Annotated in this window: 12 protein-coding genes and 1 pseudogene; 2 read left to right on the top strand and 11 right to left on the bottom strand. The window is 42.6% G+C overall.

Annotated features, from left to right (window positions below; translation table 11 throughout):
- Positions 1–45 precede the first annotated feature (45 nt).
- The 3 genes and pseudogenes from AC5JM2_RS22710 to AC5JM2_RS22700 all read right to left on the bottom strand — a co-directional run bounded on the left by AC5JM2_RS22710 (position 46) and on the right by AC5JM2_RS22700 (position 5,177).
- Positions 46–1,281, bottom strand: coding sequence for an FAD-dependent oxidoreductase (locus tag AC5JM2_RS22710; protein ID WP_495837081.1), 1,236 nt, complete (start codon positions 1,279–1,281; stop codon positions 46–48).
- Positions 1,282–1,922: 641 nt separating this feature from the next.
- Positions 1,923–2,132: pseudogene (locus AC5JM2_RS22705) on the bottom strand (ABC transporter permease subunit); the annotation flags it as partial.
- A gap of 171 nt (positions 2,133–2,303) precedes the next feature.
- Positions 2,304–5,177, bottom strand: coding sequence for a cation-translocating P-type ATPase (locus AC5JM2_RS22700; RefSeq protein WP_495837080.1), 2,874 nt, complete (start codon positions 5,175–5,177; stop codon positions 2,304–2,306).
- Positions 5,178–5,698: 521 nt separating this feature from the next.
- Between AC5JM2_RS22700 and AC5JM2_RS22695 the strand changes: the two genes are divergently transcribed.
- Positions 5,699–7,372, top strand: coding sequence for a transglutaminase domain-containing protein (locus AC5JM2_RS22695; protein ID WP_495837079.1), 1,674 nt, complete (start codon positions 5,699–5,701; stop codon positions 7,370–7,372).
- A gap of 72 nt (positions 7,373–7,444) precedes the next feature.
- Here AC5JM2_RS22695 and AC5JM2_RS22690 read toward each other — a convergent pair whose 3' ends face one another.
- The 7 genes from AC5JM2_RS22690 to AC5JM2_RS22660 form a co-directional block, all read right to left on the bottom strand.
- The gene (locus tag AC5JM2_RS22690) at positions 7,445–10,081 is read right to left on the bottom strand and encodes a DUF4347 domain-containing protein (RefSeq protein ID WP_495837078.1); all 2,637 of its coding nucleotides are present in this window, start codon (positions 10,079–10,081) and stop codon (positions 7,445–7,447) included.
- A 130-nt stretch (positions 10,082–10,211) separates the two neighbouring features.
- A complete protein-coding gene (locus AC5JM2_RS22685; RefSeq protein ID WP_495837077.1) occupies positions 10,212–11,042 on the bottom strand; it encodes a PD-(D/E)XK nuclease family protein in 831 nt (276 codons plus the stop codon).
- A 1,372-nt stretch (positions 11,043–12,414) separates the two neighbouring features.
- Entirely contained in the window at positions 12,415–12,867 is a 453-nt protein-coding gene (locus AC5JM2_RS22680) for an SRPBCC family protein (protein ID WP_495837076.1), read from the bottom strand.
- 61 nt (positions 12,868–12,928) lie between these two features.
- Positions 12,929–14,368, bottom strand: a complete 1,440-nt coding sequence (gene zds, locus AC5JM2_RS22675; protein WP_495837075.1) for a 9,9'-di-cis-zeta-carotene desaturase — start codon at positions 14,366–14,368, stop codon at positions 12,929–12,931.
- A gap of 474 nt (positions 14,369–14,842) precedes the next feature.
- Positions 14,843–15,016 (bottom strand): ribbon-helix-helix protein, CopG family, encoded by a 174-nt coding sequence (locus AC5JM2_RS22670; protein ID WP_169263442.1) that lies wholly within the window; start codon positions 15,014–15,016, stop codon positions 14,843–14,845.
- A 2,041-nt stretch (positions 15,017–17,057) separates the two neighbouring features.
- Positions 17,058–17,264 carry a hypothetical protein gene (locus tag AC5JM2_RS22665; protein ID WP_495837074.1) on the bottom strand — a complete coding sequence of 69 codons (207 nt, stop codon included), beginning with the start codon at positions 17,262–17,264 and terminating at the stop codon, positions 17,058–17,060.
- 18 nt (positions 17,265–17,282) lie between these two features.
- Positions 17,283–19,775, bottom strand: coding sequence for a hypothetical protein (locus AC5JM2_RS22660; RefSeq protein ID WP_495837073.1), 2,493 nt, complete (start codon positions 19,773–19,775; stop codon positions 17,283–17,285).
- 542 nt (positions 19,776–20,317) lie between these two features.
- Here AC5JM2_RS22660 and AC5JM2_RS22655 point away from each other — a divergent pair.
- Positions 20,318–20,698, top strand: coding sequence for an MEKHLA domain-containing protein (locus AC5JM2_RS22655; RefSeq protein WP_495837072.1), 381 nt, complete (start codon positions 20,318–20,320; stop codon positions 20,696–20,698).
- Here AC5JM2_RS22655 and AC5JM2_RS22650 read toward each other — a convergent pair.
- Positions 20,688–22,859, bottom strand: a complete 2,172-nt coding sequence (locus AC5JM2_RS22650; RefSeq protein ID WP_495837071.1) for a GumC family protein — start codon at positions 22,857–22,859, stop codon at positions 20,688–20,690. The two genes, AC5JM2_RS22655 and AC5JM2_RS22650, sit on opposite strands and share 11 nt — an antisense overlap.
- Positions 22,860–22,943 lie beyond the last annotated feature (84 nt).

Here is a 22,943-nt window from a genome sequence, read left to right as displayed (position 1 = left end):
GTACTGTTTCGTGATTGTCTCGTCAGTTTCGCACCGCGAACTAGTCTAAACTCCAAAACTCGTCACAAAAGGTTTGTAATTATGAAGCCAATCTTGAAACTCCTCACCAGTTTGCGTTTGTGGCTGCTCCTGTGTCTGCCTAGAAGATGTTTCGCTGTCGGTTTCATAGCTGCGCATATCCGCCAATGCACTGCGAGTTTGGATAATTTGTGTGCGATCGATGCGACGCTTCTCGTAGCTAGTAAGAGCTTCTTCAATGCTAGATGATTGAGAAAAGCATTGGGCAAGTTCGTATGCATCTTCAAAAGTGGTACTAGCACCCTGTCCAATTGAAGGTGCCATCGGATGAGCAGCATCTCCCAAGAGTGTTACCCTGCCTTTACTCCAGTGGGTTAACGGTGCTCTATCGCAAATAGGTGCTTCTAAGATTTGCTCGGCTTCTGTTGCTTCTACGAGTCCTCGCAAAGATTCTTCCCAGCCAGCAAGTTCATTGAGAACGCGAGACTTGGCAAGAGTAGCACTGTCGGAAACAGAGAAATCTGGCGATAACTTACGAATAGCCCAAAAGATATATCCGTCACCTACATTGAGAAGGCGCATTATCTGTTTATTTCCTTTTATAGAAACGACTTCATCAGGCTTAAGTCGCTCGTAGTTATATTTGATGACAGCGCGCCAAATCATACTTCCCACATAATGAGGCTTTCCATCCCCAATTAACTTTTCTCTGACAGCTGAGTGTAAACCATCAGCTCCAATCAGCAAATCTGCATATACTTTTTTTCCATCTTCAAAGTATATTTCCATACCTTTATCATTCTGTTCAAAGCCGACACAGCGATAATTGAGGTGAATGGTTTCTGGTAGCAGTTTTGATGCAAGGATTTGTTGCACGCGCCACCACCAAATCGTTATCAATGGCTGTCCGTATTTCTCTAAATACCTGCTTCTTATTGGGTTAATCTGGATTATTTCTCCTGTCATTTTTTTGAAAATTCCCTGACGAACGTCGCAGCCCGCATGTTTGAGATCCTCAACTATGCTTGGTTCAATAGCAGCAAGGCAGTTTAAGCCGTTTGGGGCAAGACTGATACCAGCACCTGCAGGACGGAATTCTTGTGCTTTTTCGTAAACGTGAACATCAAACCCCTGTTTTTGCAATGCTACAGCAGCCGCTAAACCGCCAAGTCCACCACCGACAATGGCAATTTTCTCGACAATAGGTTTAGACAATTTCTCCGTTTGAGCTTTTTGTTGCGTATGAGTATTTGTTGTTTTCATAAGAAACCTCACGCGAGTAAAGTTGTATGTCGAATGGAGCTAAATAGACTTCTTACATAAAATGCTTGAAATGTCGTGTTGAGCGTTTCTTGCGTGTGTCGTGAAACGACTCAGCGTGCCGTATCTCCTGCCCAGACGCCGCGAATTGCAGCGATCGCCGTGGCGCAAGCCTTAGGCATAGCTTAACAATAGTAGGACTTACGCATTGACAAAAATCGATTTTATGAATCAGACTTATTTGCTGCCATTCCTTCTTTAATTAGGTGCAAGCAAAATCAACTTATGCGCCAGTAGATAGAGGAAAATTCTTGCGAAATCTGACTATTGCAGAACCACACCGAAGTTGGCACTCTTTGCATTCTGCACACAATAGTTTATTTGTAAAGTGCGTAAGTCCTAAATAGATATTATCCGTGTTCCCAAGCCACTGGTGATGAGCGATCGCCTATAGTAGAGCTACGCTTAACGCCTAATTGAAGAGTATGACCTTTCTCATGATCGTACCTGCACATTTCGACAATTTTGTCAAGGCGTAAGTTTTAGCTCCTTATTTTCTGGAGAAAAATTGAATTTCCTGGGTCAAAATGTAGATTCTCTATCACTTCTGTCCCAAAAATTATCGCGCTACGTATTAACAAATCCCCTAATACCTGAATTCGCAATTGTAAAGCTTCTGTAGCCCCAAACAGCAAACTAGCCAAAGCACTACCTATAGGATGCCATCTGCCAAAAATTAAGGCTGCGATCGCAATAAATCCCTTACCAGCACTCATCCCCTCGGCAAAAAATCTTACCTGTACTAGAGTTAAATAAGCACCTCCTAAACTCGCAAGACAACCACTAATCACCAAGGTTTGTTGTCATAGCTTGCGAGCATTCAGTAGGACTCGGAGTTAAACCGCAGCATCTAAACGATAATCGGATTTTTGCAACAAATCTAATCAAATCAAGTAGAGAATGGACGACGGTGAGACATGCCTGAAATGGACGCTGCCCACCGTCTTTGAGTGAAAATTCGCCTTTTAAACAGGTTTTTTACCCATCAACCGTAAGAAAAGTTTTTCGAGTTCAATCCACACAAACATCAAAGCACTAAAACCAATGCAAATACCCAACTCAGTTGGACTCAGCCAGTGAGTACCAAAGAAATTGCGTAGGGGTGCCACATAAATCAGCATTAATTGCAAAATTGTTGTGATCACAACAGCCCCCAGTACAAAGAGATTTGAGAAAGGATTCATTTCTATAGTCAGTCGGGAATTTGAGCGAATTGCAATAGCGTGACCCATTTGGGCAACACATAGGGTAGTGAATACCATTGTTTTCCATCGTTCTGGGTCTAGTCCTGGACCAGTGACTGTTTGAACATGATAATATGCCCACTCCATCAGAACAATCGAGATGATGGCAAAGATAATACCAATCCGAATCATGTAAGAACCCAATCCCCTAGCAAAAATACTTTCGCGCGGACTGAAGGGCGGGCGCTTCATCACGTCGGGTTCTGGAGGTTCTACAGCTAAAGCTAGTGCTGGTAAACCGTCCGTAACGAGGTTCATCCAAAGAATTTGCAATGGGCTGAGGGGAACGCCTCCCAGTCCAAGAACTGGTGCTGCTGCAATCGTGATCACCTCACCAATATTACTTCCAAGAATGTACTTGATAAAGCGGCGAATGTTGGTGTAAACAACTCTACCTTCTTTTGTGGCAGAGACAATGGTAGCAAAGTTGTCATCAAGTAACACCATATCACTGGCTTCCTTGCTCACGTCGGTACCAGTGATACCCATTGCAATACCGATGTCAGCTTGTTTGAGGGCTGGTGCATCGTTGACACCGTCACCTGTCATGGCGACAAATCTGCCTCGACGTTGCAGCGCTTGTACAATTCGCAGTTTATGTTCGGGGGCTACACGAGCGTAAATGCTTACTAAGTCAACGTTTTGCTCCAGTTCTTGGTCGGTCATCCGTTGCAACTCTTGACCTGTAATGGCGCGATCGCCTTCTTGAGCAATTCCCAAATCAGTGGCGATCGCTCGTGCTGTGAGTTGATGGTCTCCAGTAATCATCACTGGTCGAATACCTGCATCCCGACATTCTTGCACTGCTGCTCGTACTTCTGGGCGTGGTGCATCCAGCATTCCGATCAATCCCAGCCAAACTAAGCCTTGCTCGGATGTCTCATCTGACCCTTCCGGCGGAATTTCGGTGAGGGGTTTGTAAGCAAAACCCAGCACTCGCAAACCTTTGCCCGCCATTTGGTCATTTTCTGCTAAAATATAGCGGCGTTGCTGATCATCCAAACCTGCTGAGCCAGTGCTTGCGTAAAAGTGGGTACAACGTGCCAAAATTAACTCTGGCGACCCTTTTGTGAACATTAAATACTTTTCAGATTGCAATAAGTTGTTGATTGCAGGGTCTGGTGATGTTAACGCCGATACACCATCGTTCACTCCTTCAACCCGACAAATCACGCTCATTCGTTTACGTTCTGAGGAGAAGGGGAACTCGCTAACGCGGGGCAGCTTGCTGTCCCACTGGTCTTTTTCTATTCCTCCTTTCCCCGCCAGGGTTATCAAAGCGCCTTCTGTTGGGTCGCCCAAAATTTTCCATTCTCCTTGTTCCTGTTGCAAAAATGAATCATTACACAACGCACAGGCAACTAATAAAGTTTGGATTTCTGGAGATTGGTTTATGGAAATTGTTTGACCATCCAACTGAAACTCCCCTTTGGGGGTGTAACCTTCTCCTGTTACACGAAAAGTATTGTTGTTCGTGTAAGCGGATTGGACGACCATCTTGTTCTGAGTTAAAGTGCCAGTTTTATCAGAACAAATAGTCGTGACAGAACCTAGGGTTTCCACTGCTGGGAGTTTGCGAATCAAAGCATTGCGACGTACCATGCGCTGGGTTCCCAGTGCCAAGGTAACGGTAATAACTGCGGGTAAACCTTCTGGCACGACAGCGACTGCCATACTTAGAGAAACTTCCACAAGCTCTTTAAGGTTGCTAAAACCTTTTCCTTGGATCATGTTTTGGATGACACCGCCGCCAACGACGATCGCAACCAAAATCAAAGAACCCGTGACGAGCACATTACCAAGTTGAGTCATCCGCTGTTGCAATGGAGTTGGTTCACTTTCCACCGCCTGCAACATAGAAGCTATTTTGCCAAGTTCTGTTTGCATCCCAGTGTTTGTCACCAGAATCTTGGCGCGTCCTTGAACGACTTCAGTACCTTGGTAGACTACATTAAGGCGATCGCCAAGGGAAGTTTCTTCAGGCAAGACAAGTTCTGCCCGTTTATTAACCGCTTCAGCTTCTCCTGTGAGTGCCGATTCTCGTACTTGCAGGTTAGATTGTTCTATGAGGCGTCCGTCTGCAGCAACCTGTACCCCTGCTTCCACGAGCATCACATCTCCTGGTACCAAATCCTTACCAGCTATTTCAACTGGTTGGCGACTTCGTATGACTCGTACGTTGGGAGAGGCAAGTTTTTTCAGGGCTGCTAAGGCTTTTTCTGCACGGCTTTCTTGGACATAACCGAGTATGCCGTTGAGGATAACAATCGCTAAAATGGCGATTGTGTCTTTAAATGGCATCTCACCTTTTGCCAGCTTTTCTCGCCAATCTAGCAGGTCTATGACCCCAGAAATTATGGCTACGGCAATCAGCATCAACAACATGATGTTTTTGAACTGGTCCAGCAAAATTTCCCAAGCACTGCGTCCAGCAGTTTCTTCTAGTTCGTTGGGACCATATTCTTGCAACCGCTGTTGTACTTCTTGGGGTGTTAAGCCACTGTCTGCGTTTGTCTTAAGCAGTTCCAATGATTTATCAACTTCCAAACTATGCCAAACAGCGGCGGCTTTTTCAGGTAGAGAGTGAGCAGACATCGCGATAGGTCACAGGGAATGGTTACAAAATTCGATCATAATTTAGCAATGGCTGGAAAACCATCAACACAAGGTTACATTAGGTTGAGCACCAAGTTGTACAATGCACGTGGAATTCTTGACAATTGCGCATTTTTTCTTGCGGATAATCTTCCGGATAATATGGGTGTGCTACTCGGTCACGAAGAATTCCATCACACAAAAGAATATTGATAATTATGAGTAACACAAGTAGAAAACTCCGTCACCAAGACATTATCTCCTTCGATTCTAAGTACGACTCATCATTAATACGGTTCGCAAATCAAAATTATGCCAAAACAGGGAAATGAATTCTCTGTTAAGCCAATTCTGAACCCGTTTGATAGTGACGTGTACTATAGCAGTTGCCAGGTAGATTAGGACATCAATTAATGAGAAAAGACGGAAACCATGGGACAATTCCCAGCCTGCTCCCTGCTCCGGTGCTCCCTGCTCCGGTGCTATAAGTGTGCTATACCCTTGATGAAACTAGTTTATATATGACTTTTACACTTCCCAGTTTTCCATCTACCAGCCAAATGCTTGGGAAAAGGACAATTCGACCCCTTGGTGCTGCTACCCTTTGTGGCATTGCCTTTATTGAAGATAGACTCATCGCTATTGATACTGTCAAAGGGCATTTGTTGCAAATTAACCCCCACTCTGACAACGCCCAAATTCTCAATTCCCATCAAGTCAAAGATTTTATGGATGTCACTGGGCTTTCGGTCTGGAAAGATACTCTTTGGCTGACTAGAGGCAATCATGTTTATCTGTGCAACCTAAATTCGTTGGGTTTGGAACATTTTGTAACCTTACCTTATACAGCTGATGGGATTGCTGTTTGGGAATCAACTATCTACGTTAGTTGCCAAAAGCAGGGAGGTATTCTGATTTTTGATCGCGATACGCGAAAACAAATTACTAAATTTTTTGCCCCTGGGGTTGGGGTAGAAAATTTGGCAGTGGATGAAGAAACACTTTGGGTCAGCGACACAGTGGAACAAACTGTGTACTGTATCGACAGGGCTACTGGGGAAGTTAAATTTGGTGTACTGACACCGTTTGATTCTCCCACGGGGATAGCGATACATAAAGATAGTCAGACGGGCAAAAAAACTCTCTACGTTGCCTATGCCTCTGAAGAACCATATGTCCGGGATAATCCCAATGCTGACCCGAATCATGAGTTATCTTACCGCGATCGCACTTTCATTCACCCGCTGAATTACTATCACAATCCTGATAAACGTTATACCCTCTCCAATGGCTATCTGATAGAAATGTCTTATATGGAAGAGATAGCGCCATTAGAGGATGTGTATTTACCAGAGGTAGAATGGCGTATTGCTTTGCCCTCAGAAACTGAGCGTCAAAAGATCAAACACATTGAACCGATTGGTCTACCTTTTACAGAAGAAATCGTACAAGGGCAACGTGTCGCTCTTTTCAAATTTGATGCCCTCACTCCAGGCGAACGACATATTTTTGGCTGGAAAGCAGTTTTGGAAGTCCGGGGAATCAAGTATCGCATAACACCTACAGATGTAGAGAATGTACCTGAATTGTCAGTAGAACTGAAATCCCGCTACCTAGTGGATGATGATGATTTGGCAATGGATACCAGCATCGTTCGCCGCGCTGCTCGTGAAGCAATTGGAACTGAAACTAATGTGCTGCGGAAAATGTACAATATCCGCAACTACGTCTACGATGAGTTGTCTTATGGTATTAAACCCCATATTGACACGCCGGATATTGTTTTAGAACGAGGTGTTGGTTCCTGCGGCGAGTATGTGGGCGTTTTACTTGCTCTATGCCGTTTAAATGGTATCCCTTGTCGTACAGTCGGTCGCTACAAATGTCCTCCCTACGCGGAATACCAGCAAGTTCCTCTGCAACCTCAATATAATCACGTTTGGCTGGAATTTTACATACCTGGCTTCGGCTGGTTACCGATGGAATCCAACCCTGATGATATTGGTAGGGGTGGACCTTATCCTGCAAGGTTTTTTATGGGCTTATGCTGGTATCACATTGAAATTGGCAAAGGAATCTCCTTTGAAACCTTGATGAGTCAGGGGGCTAGGCTCACCAAAGAAGATCTTTCAATTGGTGAGTTAGCAATTAATCACATTCGGTTTACGATTTTGGAGGAATTGCCGAGTTTATGACCGAACAAAGGTATGAGGGCATAGAGTAGAGGGGTATTCCTCACTCTACCCTCATACTCTGCATCGTTAACACTACCCTGCAAACAGCGTCACCTGTTGCGGAATTTGACTGCTTGACAATCGACGTGTCTCCCCGTTACGCGTCTGCTCGACTTGAACGTCGTAATATTGTGCTGGATCGTAATAGATTGATCGATACACTAGCGAGGTTTGAGAGTTGTTGCTAATGAAGGCTGGTTTTAGCTTTTCTTCAGCAGAAAACGAGCGCGCCGGAGTGATAACCCCTCCTAGCAACTCAGTCTTCGCGCTGTTTTGCGATTCGATCACGGTGCCAGTACGTTCGGTCTTGAGTCCCAAAATCCAAAGATTACCGCCGTCATTCAGGATCTTGGTGCCGTCATATTCGTCATTTAACTGTCGTGCCCAAACGTTCTGATTAGGTTGAACTCGGAGGGGTTGAATACCTACGTCCTCAAGGAACAAGTCGCCTGCACCAGGACTTGAGGTGTACTGATAGATGCCATCCTTGAGCGCTACTGGTCGCGATGACTTTTGCTCCACTTTGACTCCATAGCCGAACTGCTCAACAATGAGCGGATCTGAACTATCCCCCTCGACTACAAACTTAATGCCGCCGCCGTTTTTACCATCAGGGTGCTCATTAATCACTGATGAAAAGCCGACGATGCGTTTGACCGATGCGGGTACGGTAACTACCGTTTCGTTGTAGGAGAAGTATTTGTCAAAGGGGAAGTAAATTGTGGACTTGCCGGAGTTGAGCAACGACTGCAAAGAGCTCATATCGCCATACTCTTTGGACTCAAAGCGTCCCCAATTCGCCATATTGTTGTCGTGGTACTCCGGAGTCTCCTTGATTGGCAAATTCAGAGACTGCTTAGGACCATCGAACAACTGGTAGGTATTTGAGGCATATTCGGTCTGCATTGTACCAGGAACCACCACACCTTTGTACTTAATTGCTGACTGGTAGCCACTGGTAGTAAGGTTGCGCGCGTAGAGTTCGCCTTCGGTTTCAATTGCGCTAACGTTGGGTGCACCCCCTTGGAGGTTAGCGTCTAGTAAGGTAACCATACCAGCCCAGCTCGTTCCTTTAATCACTGGTACACTGTTGGTGCTGTGCAGTCCGCGAATCGTGAGCGCCCCGTACACGTTATTAATACCTGCTACCTGTTGGTTTTTCAGGGTGATGTCCTCGAAAGTTGGACCATATTCACCTGGGCTGACCCGAATGCCATAGTCAAAGCCTTCAATTTGGACATGCTTAATCAGACACGGACCTGGCCAATTGCGATCCATTGCTAGACCTGCAAAACCCTTGCCGTCTTCAGATTTAATTGTGACATCACGCATTGAACCAACATTGTTGGAAATATAGTCTATGCCGATCGCCCCAGTATTCCCCTTTCCAGTATTAACGGTGAGGTTCCTAATGTACTGGCGGAAAGACATATTACCATCTTGGGTTTGAATGACTGGCTTGGGGGCATTAGGGTTATCGAAGCCAGATGCATTGTCCCTAAGGCGGATAGTGGTAGCGCCATTGCCCTGACCTTGAAGAGTGACGTCGCTGCCAATCCAATTGAGTGTACCACTCACATCGTAAGTACCTGCTGGCAAGTAAAGTACTTTAGGGCGACCGTTGTACTGGTCGGGTGCACCATATAGAGAGTTGCCGTTAACATCGCGCCGATCATCGTCAAGCGCTTTTTGGATAGCGGCAGTATCGTCGATACCATCGTCAGGTTTTGCCCCGTAGTCCTCGATGCTCTTCATGAAACCTTCTGGAAAATTAATTGCCTCTCCCAAAGTTGCATGGTATGTTCGCTGCGTTTGGGGTTGCAACGATGACACTGATTCTATTTGACCGACTTTATACTCTAAATTCCAATCGCCTCCTTGAGCAGCATCCCCAGTTAAATCGGTGGAAGCAGCAATATCAGCCCCTGTGAATTCGCTCAGCTTTGTTACAAAACGTTTACCTTGTTCGCCTTGAGCAACGTTACAGCCATCGATGAGGATATCAGCATTATCAGTCAGGGCTTCTGCCCAACTTTGTAATTGTTGGCTGTATCGGTTAAGGGCAGCAGAATCTAAGGAAGTTTGTCCCAATTGCAGACGCCCTGATGCGCCATGAGAAAGAATTTCTACTTTGGAAACGACGTGATTGTAGTTGGACAATTCCCTCGTGATTTGTTCGATACCATCCTTGGAGGGATCTAGCACAACCACCTTCGCTTCTGGTGAGATACCAGCAACCAGACTTTGATAATCTTCTAAATGAGGGTCAATAAAAACCAAACTCTCTTGAGCCACCTTTTGCGGTGGATTTCCTTGAGCGTTATGATTCAGTAATTCATCCTTGCCCTTGCTCAAGTCGCCCGCTAGTCCAAAGTCATAATAGCTTCTACCTACTTGGTTCTCGAAGTCTTCGGAGTTATTGAGCAGTGTATCGCTCTCATTCACAACAGGCAACCTGCTAAAACTTTCAGCAGATAGGTTGGTAGACGGCGAATTAAGGTTGTTCGTGTTGACTGGTTTTATGAAGCTATTAACAATGTTGGTATATGCTCCCTGCTGAGTATTATCTGCGTCTAATTGAGGGTTTGTTTTCAAACTAAGTACAACATCATTGGTTGTATAGTTTGAGGTTTGGGAAGGAATTTGTAGCGACGCGTCAGCAGAAGTCATGGAGTCCCCTTCCTTTTTTTATGATGTTTCTGGTAACAGATACTACACTGAATCAGGAATCAACGTCAAGATTAGGTAAAACTCTTATTTTTGTTTAAAAATTTTTGATAAATTGTTATATTTACATTCTCTAGTTTTGCATTGGTAAATCTTTGAAGGTAGAAAATTCACATATTTCGTGAAATGGACAAAAGCGGCAGTGAGACCCAGGATTTGGTGGAAAAATTTTACTAAAGTCACCGCTTTTTTCTTGATATTTTTGTAAATCTTGCTGATGTTTTTTGGCAATCTCAGCTAATTCGCGTTCTATTATGTCTAATTCATCCTTAGAAAGACTAATTATCTCAGATTTTTTACAAAGTTCCAAATTATAAAATGAAGCTACCGCCTGATACCTAGGGTAAAGATAACGAGCCGCAAGTAAATAAACTAATGCCTGTCGTCGGTCAAAAGCGGATTTTCCAGTTTTAAAATCTATAATATGCAAAATGCTATCAGACTCAACAAATACACAGTCCATCACTGCATACAAACGAAAGTGATAACGTTGTTGTGAAATCAAAATCGGTTTGGGAAAACCCTCATCCCCGCGAGTTAAAAGGATGATACGTTTGCCTAAAAGTAAGGGTTCATCGTAATATTTTTTCAAAATTTGTAAGACGCGTTGCTTAACTTCATCAGTTGAGTTGCTTAATCTCAAAAGCTGTGCAACTTTTTCTACACCATCAGATTGGTTCAACAGATGGATGTGGTGATGAAATTCATAAACGCCTTTTTGTGCTAGTAAACCAATACGCTGCGATGCTGTCGCTTTTGTCAAAAGCGCTTTGACTTCTGGTTCGTGTTGTCGGGCTTTAATAAAACCTCTTCTCATCTGGCAATGCCAACGTTGTTGCCATGCGGCTGGGGCAACTAAAGACCAAAGGTGATAACTGGCAAAGGGCTGATCAAGGGATGACATTGCTCAGAATTGGTGGGAGAAAATACGGTGGGAAACAGTTGTGACTACATTCGGTTAGCGGTAAGTGTGTTGGTTGTAGTATTCAGGATATACGAGAAAAACTAGCAACAATTGGTGTTAGTAGTCATTCGAGTTAAATAAAATTCAGTACCAAAAGATAGTTGAAGATAATTCCTGTTAAGTTCACTTTAATTCTAAGTGCAAAACGTGACAAGAGCGATTATCGCAAGTTATCTTCAAACAGTCTAAAACAATCACTCATGAGTTCTTGTTGCCTACGATACTTGTTTTATAACTCTTACATTTGCTTGCATAGCAACCCAAGTCAAAGCTTGACTTGAGTTAGAGGTAAAAATCATGCTATCAAGATTGCCCCACACCAGTTATCATCAACAACGCCCGTTACCTAAATTCAGTTAGGGCGATAATGTTCAGTGCAAAACCTATAATCCAACACTATCTTGTGGGATAAAATACAATACGGTTCAGTTAAGACATTTATTCGTTGAGACAGCAGGGGAGATGGGGAGATGGGGAGCAGGGGAGATGAAGAGTTAACGTCCATTACCATTAGTTCTTTCGCCTCTGCTCCTCTGCTCCTCTGCTCCTCTGCTCCTCTGCCCCCCTGCCTGCCTCAACAGATTAATTTCCTTAACTGAACTGTATTGGGATAAAATATATCCTAGACTGTGCTGGTTCAGCCACTCCAGCAAATGACTTATACTATTGTGGCAAATATTGAAGGTGTATCGGATGCGCCTTTTACATTTAGCAACTCTGGTAGCTCAATTTCTGTCTTAAGTTGACTTCTTACAAAAGGATTTGTCATTTATCTATACCTTGCTAGATATAGAAATAATTAGCTGTACTCTACCTCTGACATGCTTGTATGAAGTTTTGCAAAGTGTGCTGTTCGAGATGAGAACTTGCGATACCTAGCGTTATGTTATTAGGATTTACGCATTGACATAAACAATCAAATATGTAATTGGATTTTTCAGACACTTGAGGTTTGATTTTTTCACTATGAAGAGCGAACACTATCTGTTGTTGAGTTGTTCCCAACAGCCTAAAACGACACAATGACGTTATGCACATGATGGTCAATTTGTATAGTGCGTAAGTCATAGTTATTTTGACAAAATTTGACAATATTTAAAGCAGAAAGCCCCTCGGCTTATAGCCGTGGGCGGAAAGTCGCGCTTACTCATGAAGGCCTAGGAAGTTATAGCCGTTGCCAGGTAGATTAGGACATTAACGAATGAGAAAATACGGACATCACGAGATTTTCAACCCTGTTCCCTGTTAAGCGTTCCCTGTTCCTTGTTCCCTGCTATAGATTTTTTTAGAAGCCACAACCGTAAGCACTACTCTACTGGGATACATTCGATTTCGCCTGAAGAGCGTATTCTCGAAACTTTTCCATATCACTCTTGAGAGTTGATTCAACCGCCCGTCCCAAAAACAAATTATCCATAATCTTCCCTAGAATACCAGGGATAGCATAGGCAATAGTCAGTTTAACAATACTACTACTGTGGCGGTCATAAAAACGCACTGCCCCTCGATTTGGCAAACCATCCACCGATTCCCACTGGATGATTTGGTTAGGGACAACTTTAAGAATGCGGGATTTCCAAGTAAACTCTAAACCCCCAGTATTGAGCTTCCATATCGATATTTCTGGATTATCTTCTGGAACCTTCACCGAATCAATCCATTTCATCCAACGGGGCATCTGTTCCAAATCAGACCATAAGCTCCAAACTAAGTCTATGGGAGCCTCTACCTCAACCTGCACACTATGCTCCAACCAATCTGCCATATCTGTTATTCCTTGGCGTTTTTAGCGCCTATGTCCTGCAGACACGCTTTGCTAAGGCGGTTCATTTCTTCACATTGTCCAAAATTGCCTTCGCCGCACGCCTTCCTGAAATTGTTGCACCTTCCATACTATCGATATAGTCCTGCTGCGTATAACTACCTGCTAGGAAGAAATTAGAAATTGGCGTCTTTTGCTGAGGACGGTAAATATCCACTCCTGGTGCTTCTCTGTACAAAGACTGAGCAAGTTTCACTACACTGTACCAAGTCATGTTTAGCTCTCGTGAGGAGGGGAACAACTCATGTACTTGCTTGAGGACATGCTGGGCGATCGCCTCATTACTTTGCTTAATAAACGGATCACCTGGTGTTAACACAAGCTGCAATAGTGAACCTTGCCCTTCCCTGTAATAATCACCAGGGCTAGTTAATGCTAAATCAGCAAAACAAGAAAAGTCAGCATCGGCAGTATAAAGTAAATTATCAATTCCCGCTGCACGATTAAGCTGTTTGCGCTCTTGAGTATCATGCAGTTCCGTCACCCAGCCATCAAACCGCAATTGAACTGTTGCCACTGGCACACATTCTAACTTGTATATATTCTCAAATTCCTGCCACTTGCGCCACTGTTGAGGTAACAAACGCTGAATTCCTGGAACATCACAGGCAGCGACATAAGCATCAGCAGTAATGATATCTTCTCTATCACCATCAGCTATGACAACACCACTAACACGGGTTTGGTGTTCCTCCTCAATAAACTGTATTTCTCGTACTCTCCTACGAGTGTAAATCTTTGTCCCCCTAGTTTCCAGATATTCCAAGATCGGCTTGTGCAAGTACTCATAGGGGGAACCTTCCAGCATTCGCAGTTTCGACGCCTCGGTTTTCACTGCAAATAGCTGAAAGACTGTCAACATACAACGGGCAGAAATATGTTCGCAATCGAGAAAGCCGAGGGCGTAGGCGATGGGGTTCCACATTCGCTTAATACTACCCTCATTACCGCCGTGACTACGAAACCAGTCAGCAAAGCTAACTTTATCCAAGTCGCGGATGTTTTTCATCGCGCCGTTAAAGTCCACCAAACCGCGTACTATCGGACTGGTTCCTAATGCGATCGCATTTTGGAATTTATCCAGTAACGAAAGTTGGGAACTGGTGAAAAACGCTTTTAATCCATTAAAAGGTGCACCCATGACAAAGCGAAAATCTAAAGCACCAACTTTTCCCCCTTGATTGATGAAAATGTGGCTATGCTCTTTTGGGCGCAGGTTTTCCAACGCCCCCACTTTCTTCATCAATTCCAAAAGCTGGTAGTAGTTGCCAAAAAAGACATGCAACCCCATTTCAATATGGTTGGCATTACCATCAAGCCAACTACTCACTTTCCCTCCAACAAACGGACGAGACTCAAAAATGTGGACTTCACAGCCAGCATCAGACAAATCGATAGCAGTTGCTAGTCCAGCTAGTCCCGCTCCTATGATCGCAACGCGCATTCCGTCTTTACCTTTTCAGTTTCATTACAAATTGTAACTGGGTTGGTGTCGGAATTTGCTACTCACCTCAAGTGCTGGGTTGTCAGTTGTCAGAAAAACTCAGAAATCAGAATTGCTTGAGTCAAAATACCCAATACTTGAAGTAAAGGTTTTCAAGCACGTGAAATGTTCTTTCTTCAAGCGGGTTTGAAACGCGTAGCGCCGCGACTTCAAAGTGGCGGCCTGGGCGTGAGACCAATATTCATCAACCCTATGGCGCTCCGCCACGCCTTACGGCTATCGGGGATGACCTCCCTCCGCAGATCGCTGCGATAGCCGAATGGCCAGCCGCAGGCATAGAGCGCAGTCACCTAGAGAGACCCTCGTGTATAGTGCTGTCTCACCAGTCGCACACAATCCCCAAGCTTAATTTTGGCGACTGACATCTGTATTTTTCTGAGGTGATTTGTTTGACTAACTATTAACTACTCCCATTTATGTGCTTGCTTCTGTAGCCTCCTCTGAGGAGAGTGGCAGTCTACGGATCAGCTCTCGGATAACATCCGTTGCAGGTCTACCTGTCTGCCGACAATACTTGTCAAGTTTTTCCGCTTCCTGTGCGGCTAGATTCACAGTGATACGTTTTACAGCCCATTTCTTATTTGTCATTTTGTTCTACTATCTGCTGGTCGTTAACATCATCAAAAGAAATTAACTAGGGTATAGAAACGATAAGATTATCAGAGTTTTTGTCATGAAACAAGTCATTTCGTTAACACTAAACTTTTTTTTTGTTTCGTAAAAGTATGCTTCATTTTTTTATCAAACAGAAAAAGAAAAAAAAATTTTTTTATATCTAAAAAGAATTTAATTGTAGAGTCGTTGCTGTGAGAATAAAGTTTTTAACAACATGAACAAAACTTGACTATCAATTTTATACATTTGATTGAACCATCTTTTGTAAACGAAATCACGATTTTCGAAAATTGTAGTTATCAAAGCCTTTTTCTTTGCCCATAACACATGCTCACAAAATATTTTCTGTTTAAAGTAATCATCCTTGATAGCTACCTTTTCTGTATGTTTTAGTAAGAATTATTGGTGAGGATCAACGATTTGAAAGTTTGGATCAATAAGTCACTGTTTACAAAAGTCAACTTCTTGCTAGAATTATTTGCCTTATATCCTCTCAATGGCACTTCAACAATTAATAATATAGCTTTCAAGATTTGTGCATTTTTATCTTAATCGCCTCCATTTTTACAGTATCTTATATTTTAAATGAAATGAAGACTTACCTGTCTGTGGTCGAGTTACCACCTCTATTCAGAAGAAAAATCTCTCAAAGCTAGTCTATCTACTTACAGAAAAAACATTAGAAGTCATTGAGTCAGTGTAGATATTTTCATATTATGTATAATCTGCTCAAGCTATCTTATATTAATAAATTCATAATTCATAGAAGATAGCCTAATTTTTACTGACAATAGAACTTCTATTTTCATCCCAGTATATGGTATTAACATTTCATAATAGTTATTTTTCCTCATTATGATCGTAGTACCACCTTTCTAAAGACGTTAACTATGTTTATATTTCTCAGTATTTATCTAGAACTCTCTAAGTAGGTTTAAAAGCACAATAGCTTACAAACCTTAGCACTCAGGCAATCCAGTTCACATTTTTATATTCATAATTGACTCTTTTTAAAGTATTTAGGATAAGCATTTTCTCGTTTTCCATTAAGTTAGTCAGGCGTAGATTTTTTTACCTAGAGATGGATAGAATAGATAACTGAAAATTGTAATTTTTAGCAAATTCATCTTTTCATTCTTAATTTTTTTTTTAAAAACCTCCAAGTCTAAGACACATTCATTATTCTCATCCTAACTAAAAATAACTAAACGTATCTATATTTCAAGTTCAAGCTTAATTATTTTCAAAAAACAAAAATAACTCTTTTTCAATATATTTATATTAAGTGATTTTCGGAGATATAGAGATGAAACAATCCTAAAGTTATTTTAAAAGTTGAAATTTTGTCTTTCACTGCTTCTCTAAAATAGATTTATCAAAACTTCATTTTAGCAAAAAAATAACTTTATCTTAAATTTACATCATAGATAATAAGTACTATCGTACTTACAGTCATCCACTTAAGTAACAAATTAGACTTTCATGAAAAACCTTTTTTACCTTGTAAATAATTATAAAAAATCTATATCATGAGAGAAATTTTAAGTCCAGAGGGTGGTATAGTGGAAGTCAAATAAGTCTTCGCTAATTTGAAATTATTGGTAGATAGCTGAGAACAGACTATTCATACACAACAAAAATGTTAGTCTCCTGTAATAAGAAGAAACAATATACTTAAAGAAATCAGTTGATCACCTTATCTGTTGAGTTTTCGGATAGGTAGATTACAAAGACCGCGAAGTTTTCAAAATCAAATAAAATCAGCGGTATTTTGTTCTACATTTGAGCTAAAGGAGCCTTTGAAAGTATAGAAAAATTTTCTCTCTTTAATTCTTGAAAAGTCTAAACAATCAAAAAATATTGACTCTTTTAAAACACAAGAAATACTTCAATAGTATCTTGCCTGTAGTAGCGTCTCCCAAACAATATGACAGATGCCTAAATCCTGGTATCGCTTCACTTCTAAGCTGTTAACATCTCACATTTGAGTACATTCACACCCTGAGCGCGTTTGTCAAAAACAACCAGCACCTGGGTGAGGCAGCGAGTGGTATGCACCGAGGGTAACCCGCAGGTAGTAGGTACATGCTGTCTTCACTTGAGGAGGCACTGCGTTACCAACAGTTGTGTGTTGTACTCCGGTTTCCTCTGAAGTTCGCCAGTTCTTCAAAGAGCGAGGCTCAGAACAACTGTTGGTTCTCTCATTAAGTGCAAATAGCATGCCAGTGGCAGTTAACAGTTATTGAGTGGGAGATACCTGAGGCTGCAGTTGGGTGCGATTACTTTGGATGACTCCCTTCGGAGTATCACCTAGGGACGGATTTGGAGGAGTATCGCCCAGGTGTTGAAATTCCTGCCAAATTTGCCGTCGAACATCTTGTAGAAAGATTCGCCATTCACTTTCTACATCTGTTGCGCGAAGTATGGAATCTACAAATTCTTCTACAATGGCATAAATCACTTGACTTGGCTCGCACAGTAGTTCTTTCAAAGCTTTTTCACACTTACTCACAGCTTCTGCGTAAGCTATTTTGAGATTGAGCAGCACTTGCTCAGCAGAGGACGATGCGGAAAGCTTTAGGGTTGCAGGCTGATTGGGAGTCAATCCATCTAAACATTTGCGAATGCGATACTGTAGAAATCCTCGGTAAGAAAGCTTAAACCTAGCTAGGGTTTGGAATCCATATTTAAGTTTACTCGGTATCCCTGGTATGAGTTCGTCAGGTATTTGGTTGGCGATCGCCTCCATAAATTCACCTCCTTTGGCTTGTGTCAGTTTTTCCAACTGTCCCTTGTCCATTAGTATCTGAGTCAGTTGCGATTTAACTTTGTCAAGCGATCGCTCTAAACCGATATCCAATGACGACAGATGTTTCGACAAATGAGCACGGATTTCATTCAGGTACTTTTCGTATATAATTGCGTAGCTCTTTTCTAGGCAAAAACGCTGTTCTATTTCTTGAATTGACGGAATTCCTGTATCACTTCGACAAGTTTGCAAAACAGTTTCTACTTGCTTTTTAAAGTCCATATCAACTGCTTCTCGCTTTCGCCTAAGCCCTGTCAGCAGTTCCTCTAGACTGTTTGTTACAGCCAACCAAAGTTCTTTGAATTTTTCCTCAAACAGCCCAAGCCCATGAATATCATCATGGGTTGCTAAATCTAAAGCCTTGCTGACTTTCTCTAACTCAGCTTTCACTTGGTTTTGGAGTAAATTTAATTGTTGTTGGCGTAAGAAGGCGTATTTCTCATCTAAATCAGTCATTTTTGCCTTGAAATAATCAAGAACTTGTTCAAGAACTTTGTGCGCTTCTTGAGTATCGGCGCAGTTAGCCGTTACACACTTGACAACACTGATTTTTGTTTTAGCAATATCGTGTGCTAAATTTTGGCAGCTTTTGGAGTTGTCACCAAAGCGTGAATCAGCTTCTGTACGGTTAAGTATCATAAAGGAGCACAAGTTAGTTGGCACAACATCAACTTGTGCTGCACGCACCGTGTTATACAAACGCACATCTACATCCCTCCAGTCGTCGTCAGTTGACTTTGGCATGCGCACAAACAGGATCGCATCAACCTGTTGCGCTAAAATTTTCATCAGACGCTGTTCATCCCAAATACCCGTATCACCCAAACCAGGTATATTTACAAAGGCTATTTGTCCAACATCAGCGTGATTGAATTGACAAGTAATCTTAATTTCCCTAACTGCCAGATGGTGAGACAGCCAGGAGTTCAAAGGAGGATCTCCCTCCGAAAGAATCTGCGGTGCTTTTGGAGGGGAGCCAGCGCCGTGCGCGGCTACTAAGTGTTGTGGCGATTGCGGAGGTTCTCCCCCGTTGTAGCCAGTGGCGTGCGACTGGCGTTTTCCCTTTTCTATCCCAGACGCTGCGCGTTCACCAAGTGTGCGCAAAGCGCTTACGTGCTGGCTGTGCGTATCTGTTTCACACAGGCTGAGCGTTGGCGTAGTGCCAAGGGAGGAGATACCCGAAGGGTTAAAAAAGATCCTCTGACTGGAAGCAGTCTCTTGAGCCACGTACTCCCGAATTTGGTTCGCACAAATGTGGCGGGGTGAAGATTGCTGCAAAAGGGAGCGATATTTGTCTAAATGTATGTGATACTGTAGTAGTTGTTCATACGCTGCTACCTGTGCAGGGTATTCAGGATGATTACTGAGCAATAAAGGCAAAGGTTTAGTGGCAAACTCGTCTACCGTCTTTGGTTTTTCACCCAAGCCAAGTTTTTCATAGTAGGGACTGATCACCTCATCTAGAAATGACTGCTCTGAGTGAAACCAAACCTCAGCGTAAGTCTCCCCATTATTATTATTGTAAATAAAACTACAAACATCTGTGCAATGATGTGTGTTTCCATCTGGAATCTCAGCACACGTCAGTCCTGTTAGACTCTGTAGCAACCAATTCTTACCTTGGTTTGCTCGTCCAACAACGCCAATATTAAGTGTCTTACGGCAAAAGCGCTCTTTGAGTTTTGTCAGCGCTTCTAGTTCAGTATTAATGCTCGATTGTAGTGTGGTTAAACAGATGTTCTCCAAAAAGCTAGGTACACTTGAATCCTCAAATCGTTTCAGTAACTGATTCTGATGCTTTTGAAGATGTCGGACTGCTGAGTCTAGGGATTTAAGTTCCGCCTCTACATCTATTACTTTTCTAGCTAAGGGAAGACGCTTTTCAATAATGCTGGCAATGCTTCCAGTCTCATTTGTATCCATTGACGCGCGTGTTTAACTGTTATTGATTATATGTGTGGAGTCTGACCAAACGATACATACAGTAGATAGATAAACCTATTCGTACCTATGCTAAGTAAATATTCCTCTCACTGCTCAAATATATGCCCTAGGGGTAATATTATTTAACTTTAAGATTGCATTAAGGCAACCAGTTCAAGAACTGGTGGAGTGAAATGTATTATGATGTTAGTGGCAGGCTATAAGCTCTGCAATCGTCAGCGTGTGCAAGTCCTCCGCAAGATGCGCAAAGTTTCAAAAAGTAATTTTGAATTCATTGTTACTCCTCTAGATAGATGATATTTTATATCATCCGACGCTGGAATTCACATTGTTCCAAAAATATCAGCTAGATTAACAATATTGTATGAAAAAACGTTAAAATTGCGCAGGTTCTGATGCTTATATAAACAGGCTACACCTATGAACCGTGAGAAACAACTTCCTTACCAGCAAGAGACGGTCATTCGTCACAGTCAACGCCTGATGCAAAGTTTTGTTTTCACGATTGGACAGGACGTTGTTTGTTAGATGCTAGCGGATCACCAGAGGAAATAGCGAAGGCACTGTTTGAAGCACCGTTTGTTTTAGTCTCTCACAGCATCCAATCAGATCCAATCTTAAACTATGGTAATCGTAAAGTGCTGCAACTTTGGGAGCATTCTTGGGAAGAATTTATGCAAACGCCTTGGCGTAAGGCAGTTCAGGAAGTCTTACAGGAAGAACGTAATAAACTCCTAGCTGAGAGGCTAAGCAAAGGTTTTAGTAGTTATTCTGGCGTCCGCATCTCCAGTACTGGTAAACGCTTCTTCCTAGAAAATGGTATGGTTTGGAATATTTTAGATAAACAGCAGCAATATTATGGTCAAGCTGCTACTTTTTCATCAGCACGACTTATCTCCTAGTTCCATTGATCACTCGTGCTTGTGGTTCTTCAGGTGGATAGTTTGAACCCATATATGAGTAAGGCAGAGGCATGGTGATATCAGCACCATTGATTACAACTCCCAACAACTCAAGGTCAGATTCCACCAATTGGTCGATCGCTTCAGTGAGTATATTTTCTTGTGTATTGTTTGGTCTTGTCACTAGCACAATGCCATCGGTGTAAGGTTGTATTAACAGAGCATCATTTGATAAACTCAGAGCAGGAGTGTCTAAAATAACCAAATCAAAACGCTCGCGTGCATCCTCCATGAGGCGTCGTATTTCACTAGATTCTAGGATTGCCGCTGATTGACGCACAGGACCTGGGCTAGGAAGAATGTATAAATTTTCGATATCTGGCACTAAGCGAATATACTCGCCCAAGCTAGCGTAATAACGCAAAGGTTCAATGATAGCATCCGGGTCGGAAGTCACTCCTAGGGATGAAGAGTGAGATGGCGATCGCAAATCTGCTTCGATAATTAAGGTTCGTTTGCCTGCACGAGCGGATGCTATTCCTAAGTTATAAGCACTAACTGTCTTACCTTCTCCACTGCTGGTGCTGGTAATTAATACCACCTTCAATTTTTTCCCGCCAACGCGCCGCAGATTACTGCGGAACTTTTCATAAAACTCTAGATACAAAGAATCTAGAGAAAGAACCACTGGCACTTCACCTAGATTTAATCCATCAACTGGCATCAAAGGCAATTCGCCCAACAAAGGAATTTCTCGTTGTTTGAGACTGTCGCGGATATCTTCTTTGGTTTTGAAGGTTGCTTCCAATGATCCCAGTAAAAATATAACTCCGGCACCTACCAATAATCCTAGTAAACTGCCTATACCCAGGGTAATTGGCGCACTCAGACGATCTTTATTAGCATCAAGCACGACTGGTGGTCTAGCAATTCCAAGACTGCTGACTGTCTCAGCTTCTGCTGTTCTTGCGTCTGTTAGCTTTACCTGCATTTGGTCATAGACGGCTTTTTTGAGTGCAACCTCCTGTTCTAAGCGCGATCGCTCTAATTGCTTATTGGGTATCAGAGAATACTCATTCCGCAATCGTGCTTCATCTTTTGTGAGGTCAACAAGTTGCTCTTGCAGTGTTTCGCGCTGGGTTTGCAAAGCAACCATCTGATTTGCCAGCTGCTGTCGGGCTGGATCTAGGTTGCTTCGGGAGCGAATGGCAATAGTAGCTGGAAGCGGCGCTGTTCCATCTTTCCCGCCTACAACTTCCGCACCACGCTGCCGAAGTAAGTTCTCATAACCTTCTTTCTGATTGCGCAACTGAATCATTGTCGGGTGTTCGGGGCGCAAACCTTCTTTCTTCTGAACTTCAATTTGGGATTCAATTTGGTAAAGTTGTGCTCGCACGTTAGCAATTATTGGATCAGCACTTAAAGCAGAAGAGACATAAGCTTGGTTGACGTTTAAACCCAACTTTTCTTGTATGCTGCGAATTTGAGTATCAATTCCAGCAAGAACTAATTGAGTTTGTCGTTGCTGTATTTGGCTACTAGTCACTGCGTTGAGCAAACTTCCATTTTCTGCTGCCAATATTGCTGGTCGTTCTTTGCGATCATACACTTCTAGCTTCTGCTCAGCCACTTGCAGTTCTTTTTTCGCCTGTGGTAAACGTTCATTAACTTTACCAATAACTGCTTTTAATCTCCGTGTATTAATTTCGGTACTCAGGGCGATCATTGCCTCCATCAATGCCTGCAATGTCTCTTGTGCTGACTGGATCTTAGTATCGTTATATTTCAGTTCGATGAGTGTGGGTGTGAGTTGTTTATCTCCTCCAGTTTTAGAGTCTTTGTCAGGCATCGTAACCACGACATTTTGACGTATTTTTGTTGGCTTGACATTGACTTTAGCTGCCACAGCATTAATGACTGGCTCTGATAACAAAATATCTTGGCTCAGTTCCTGCCCTTGCAGATTAATTTCACTACCTGTTGCGGAAAAAGAAACTGTTGGGCGATTATAGGTCAGTGCGCCGTTCGCTACATATCTAGATTGTCGTGGTTGCAAAGCCACCACCATTGATCCCGCTACAACTAGACCAAAACTAGCTAGTCCAATCCACTTGTACTTATCGAAAGCAATGAGGTAGCGTTTAACAATTGGTGGAGTCATGGCAGCAGCAAATCAAAACTAGGTATAAATTCGACTATAATTTTTAGATAATTTCGGTTTTGAGGAGTCTGAGAATTATAAATT

Source organism: Brasilonema angustatum (genome assembly GCF_059505445.1).
The sequence above is the reverse complement of the archived record's forward strand: the minus strand, read 5'-3'. Positions and strand labels throughout refer to the sequence as shown.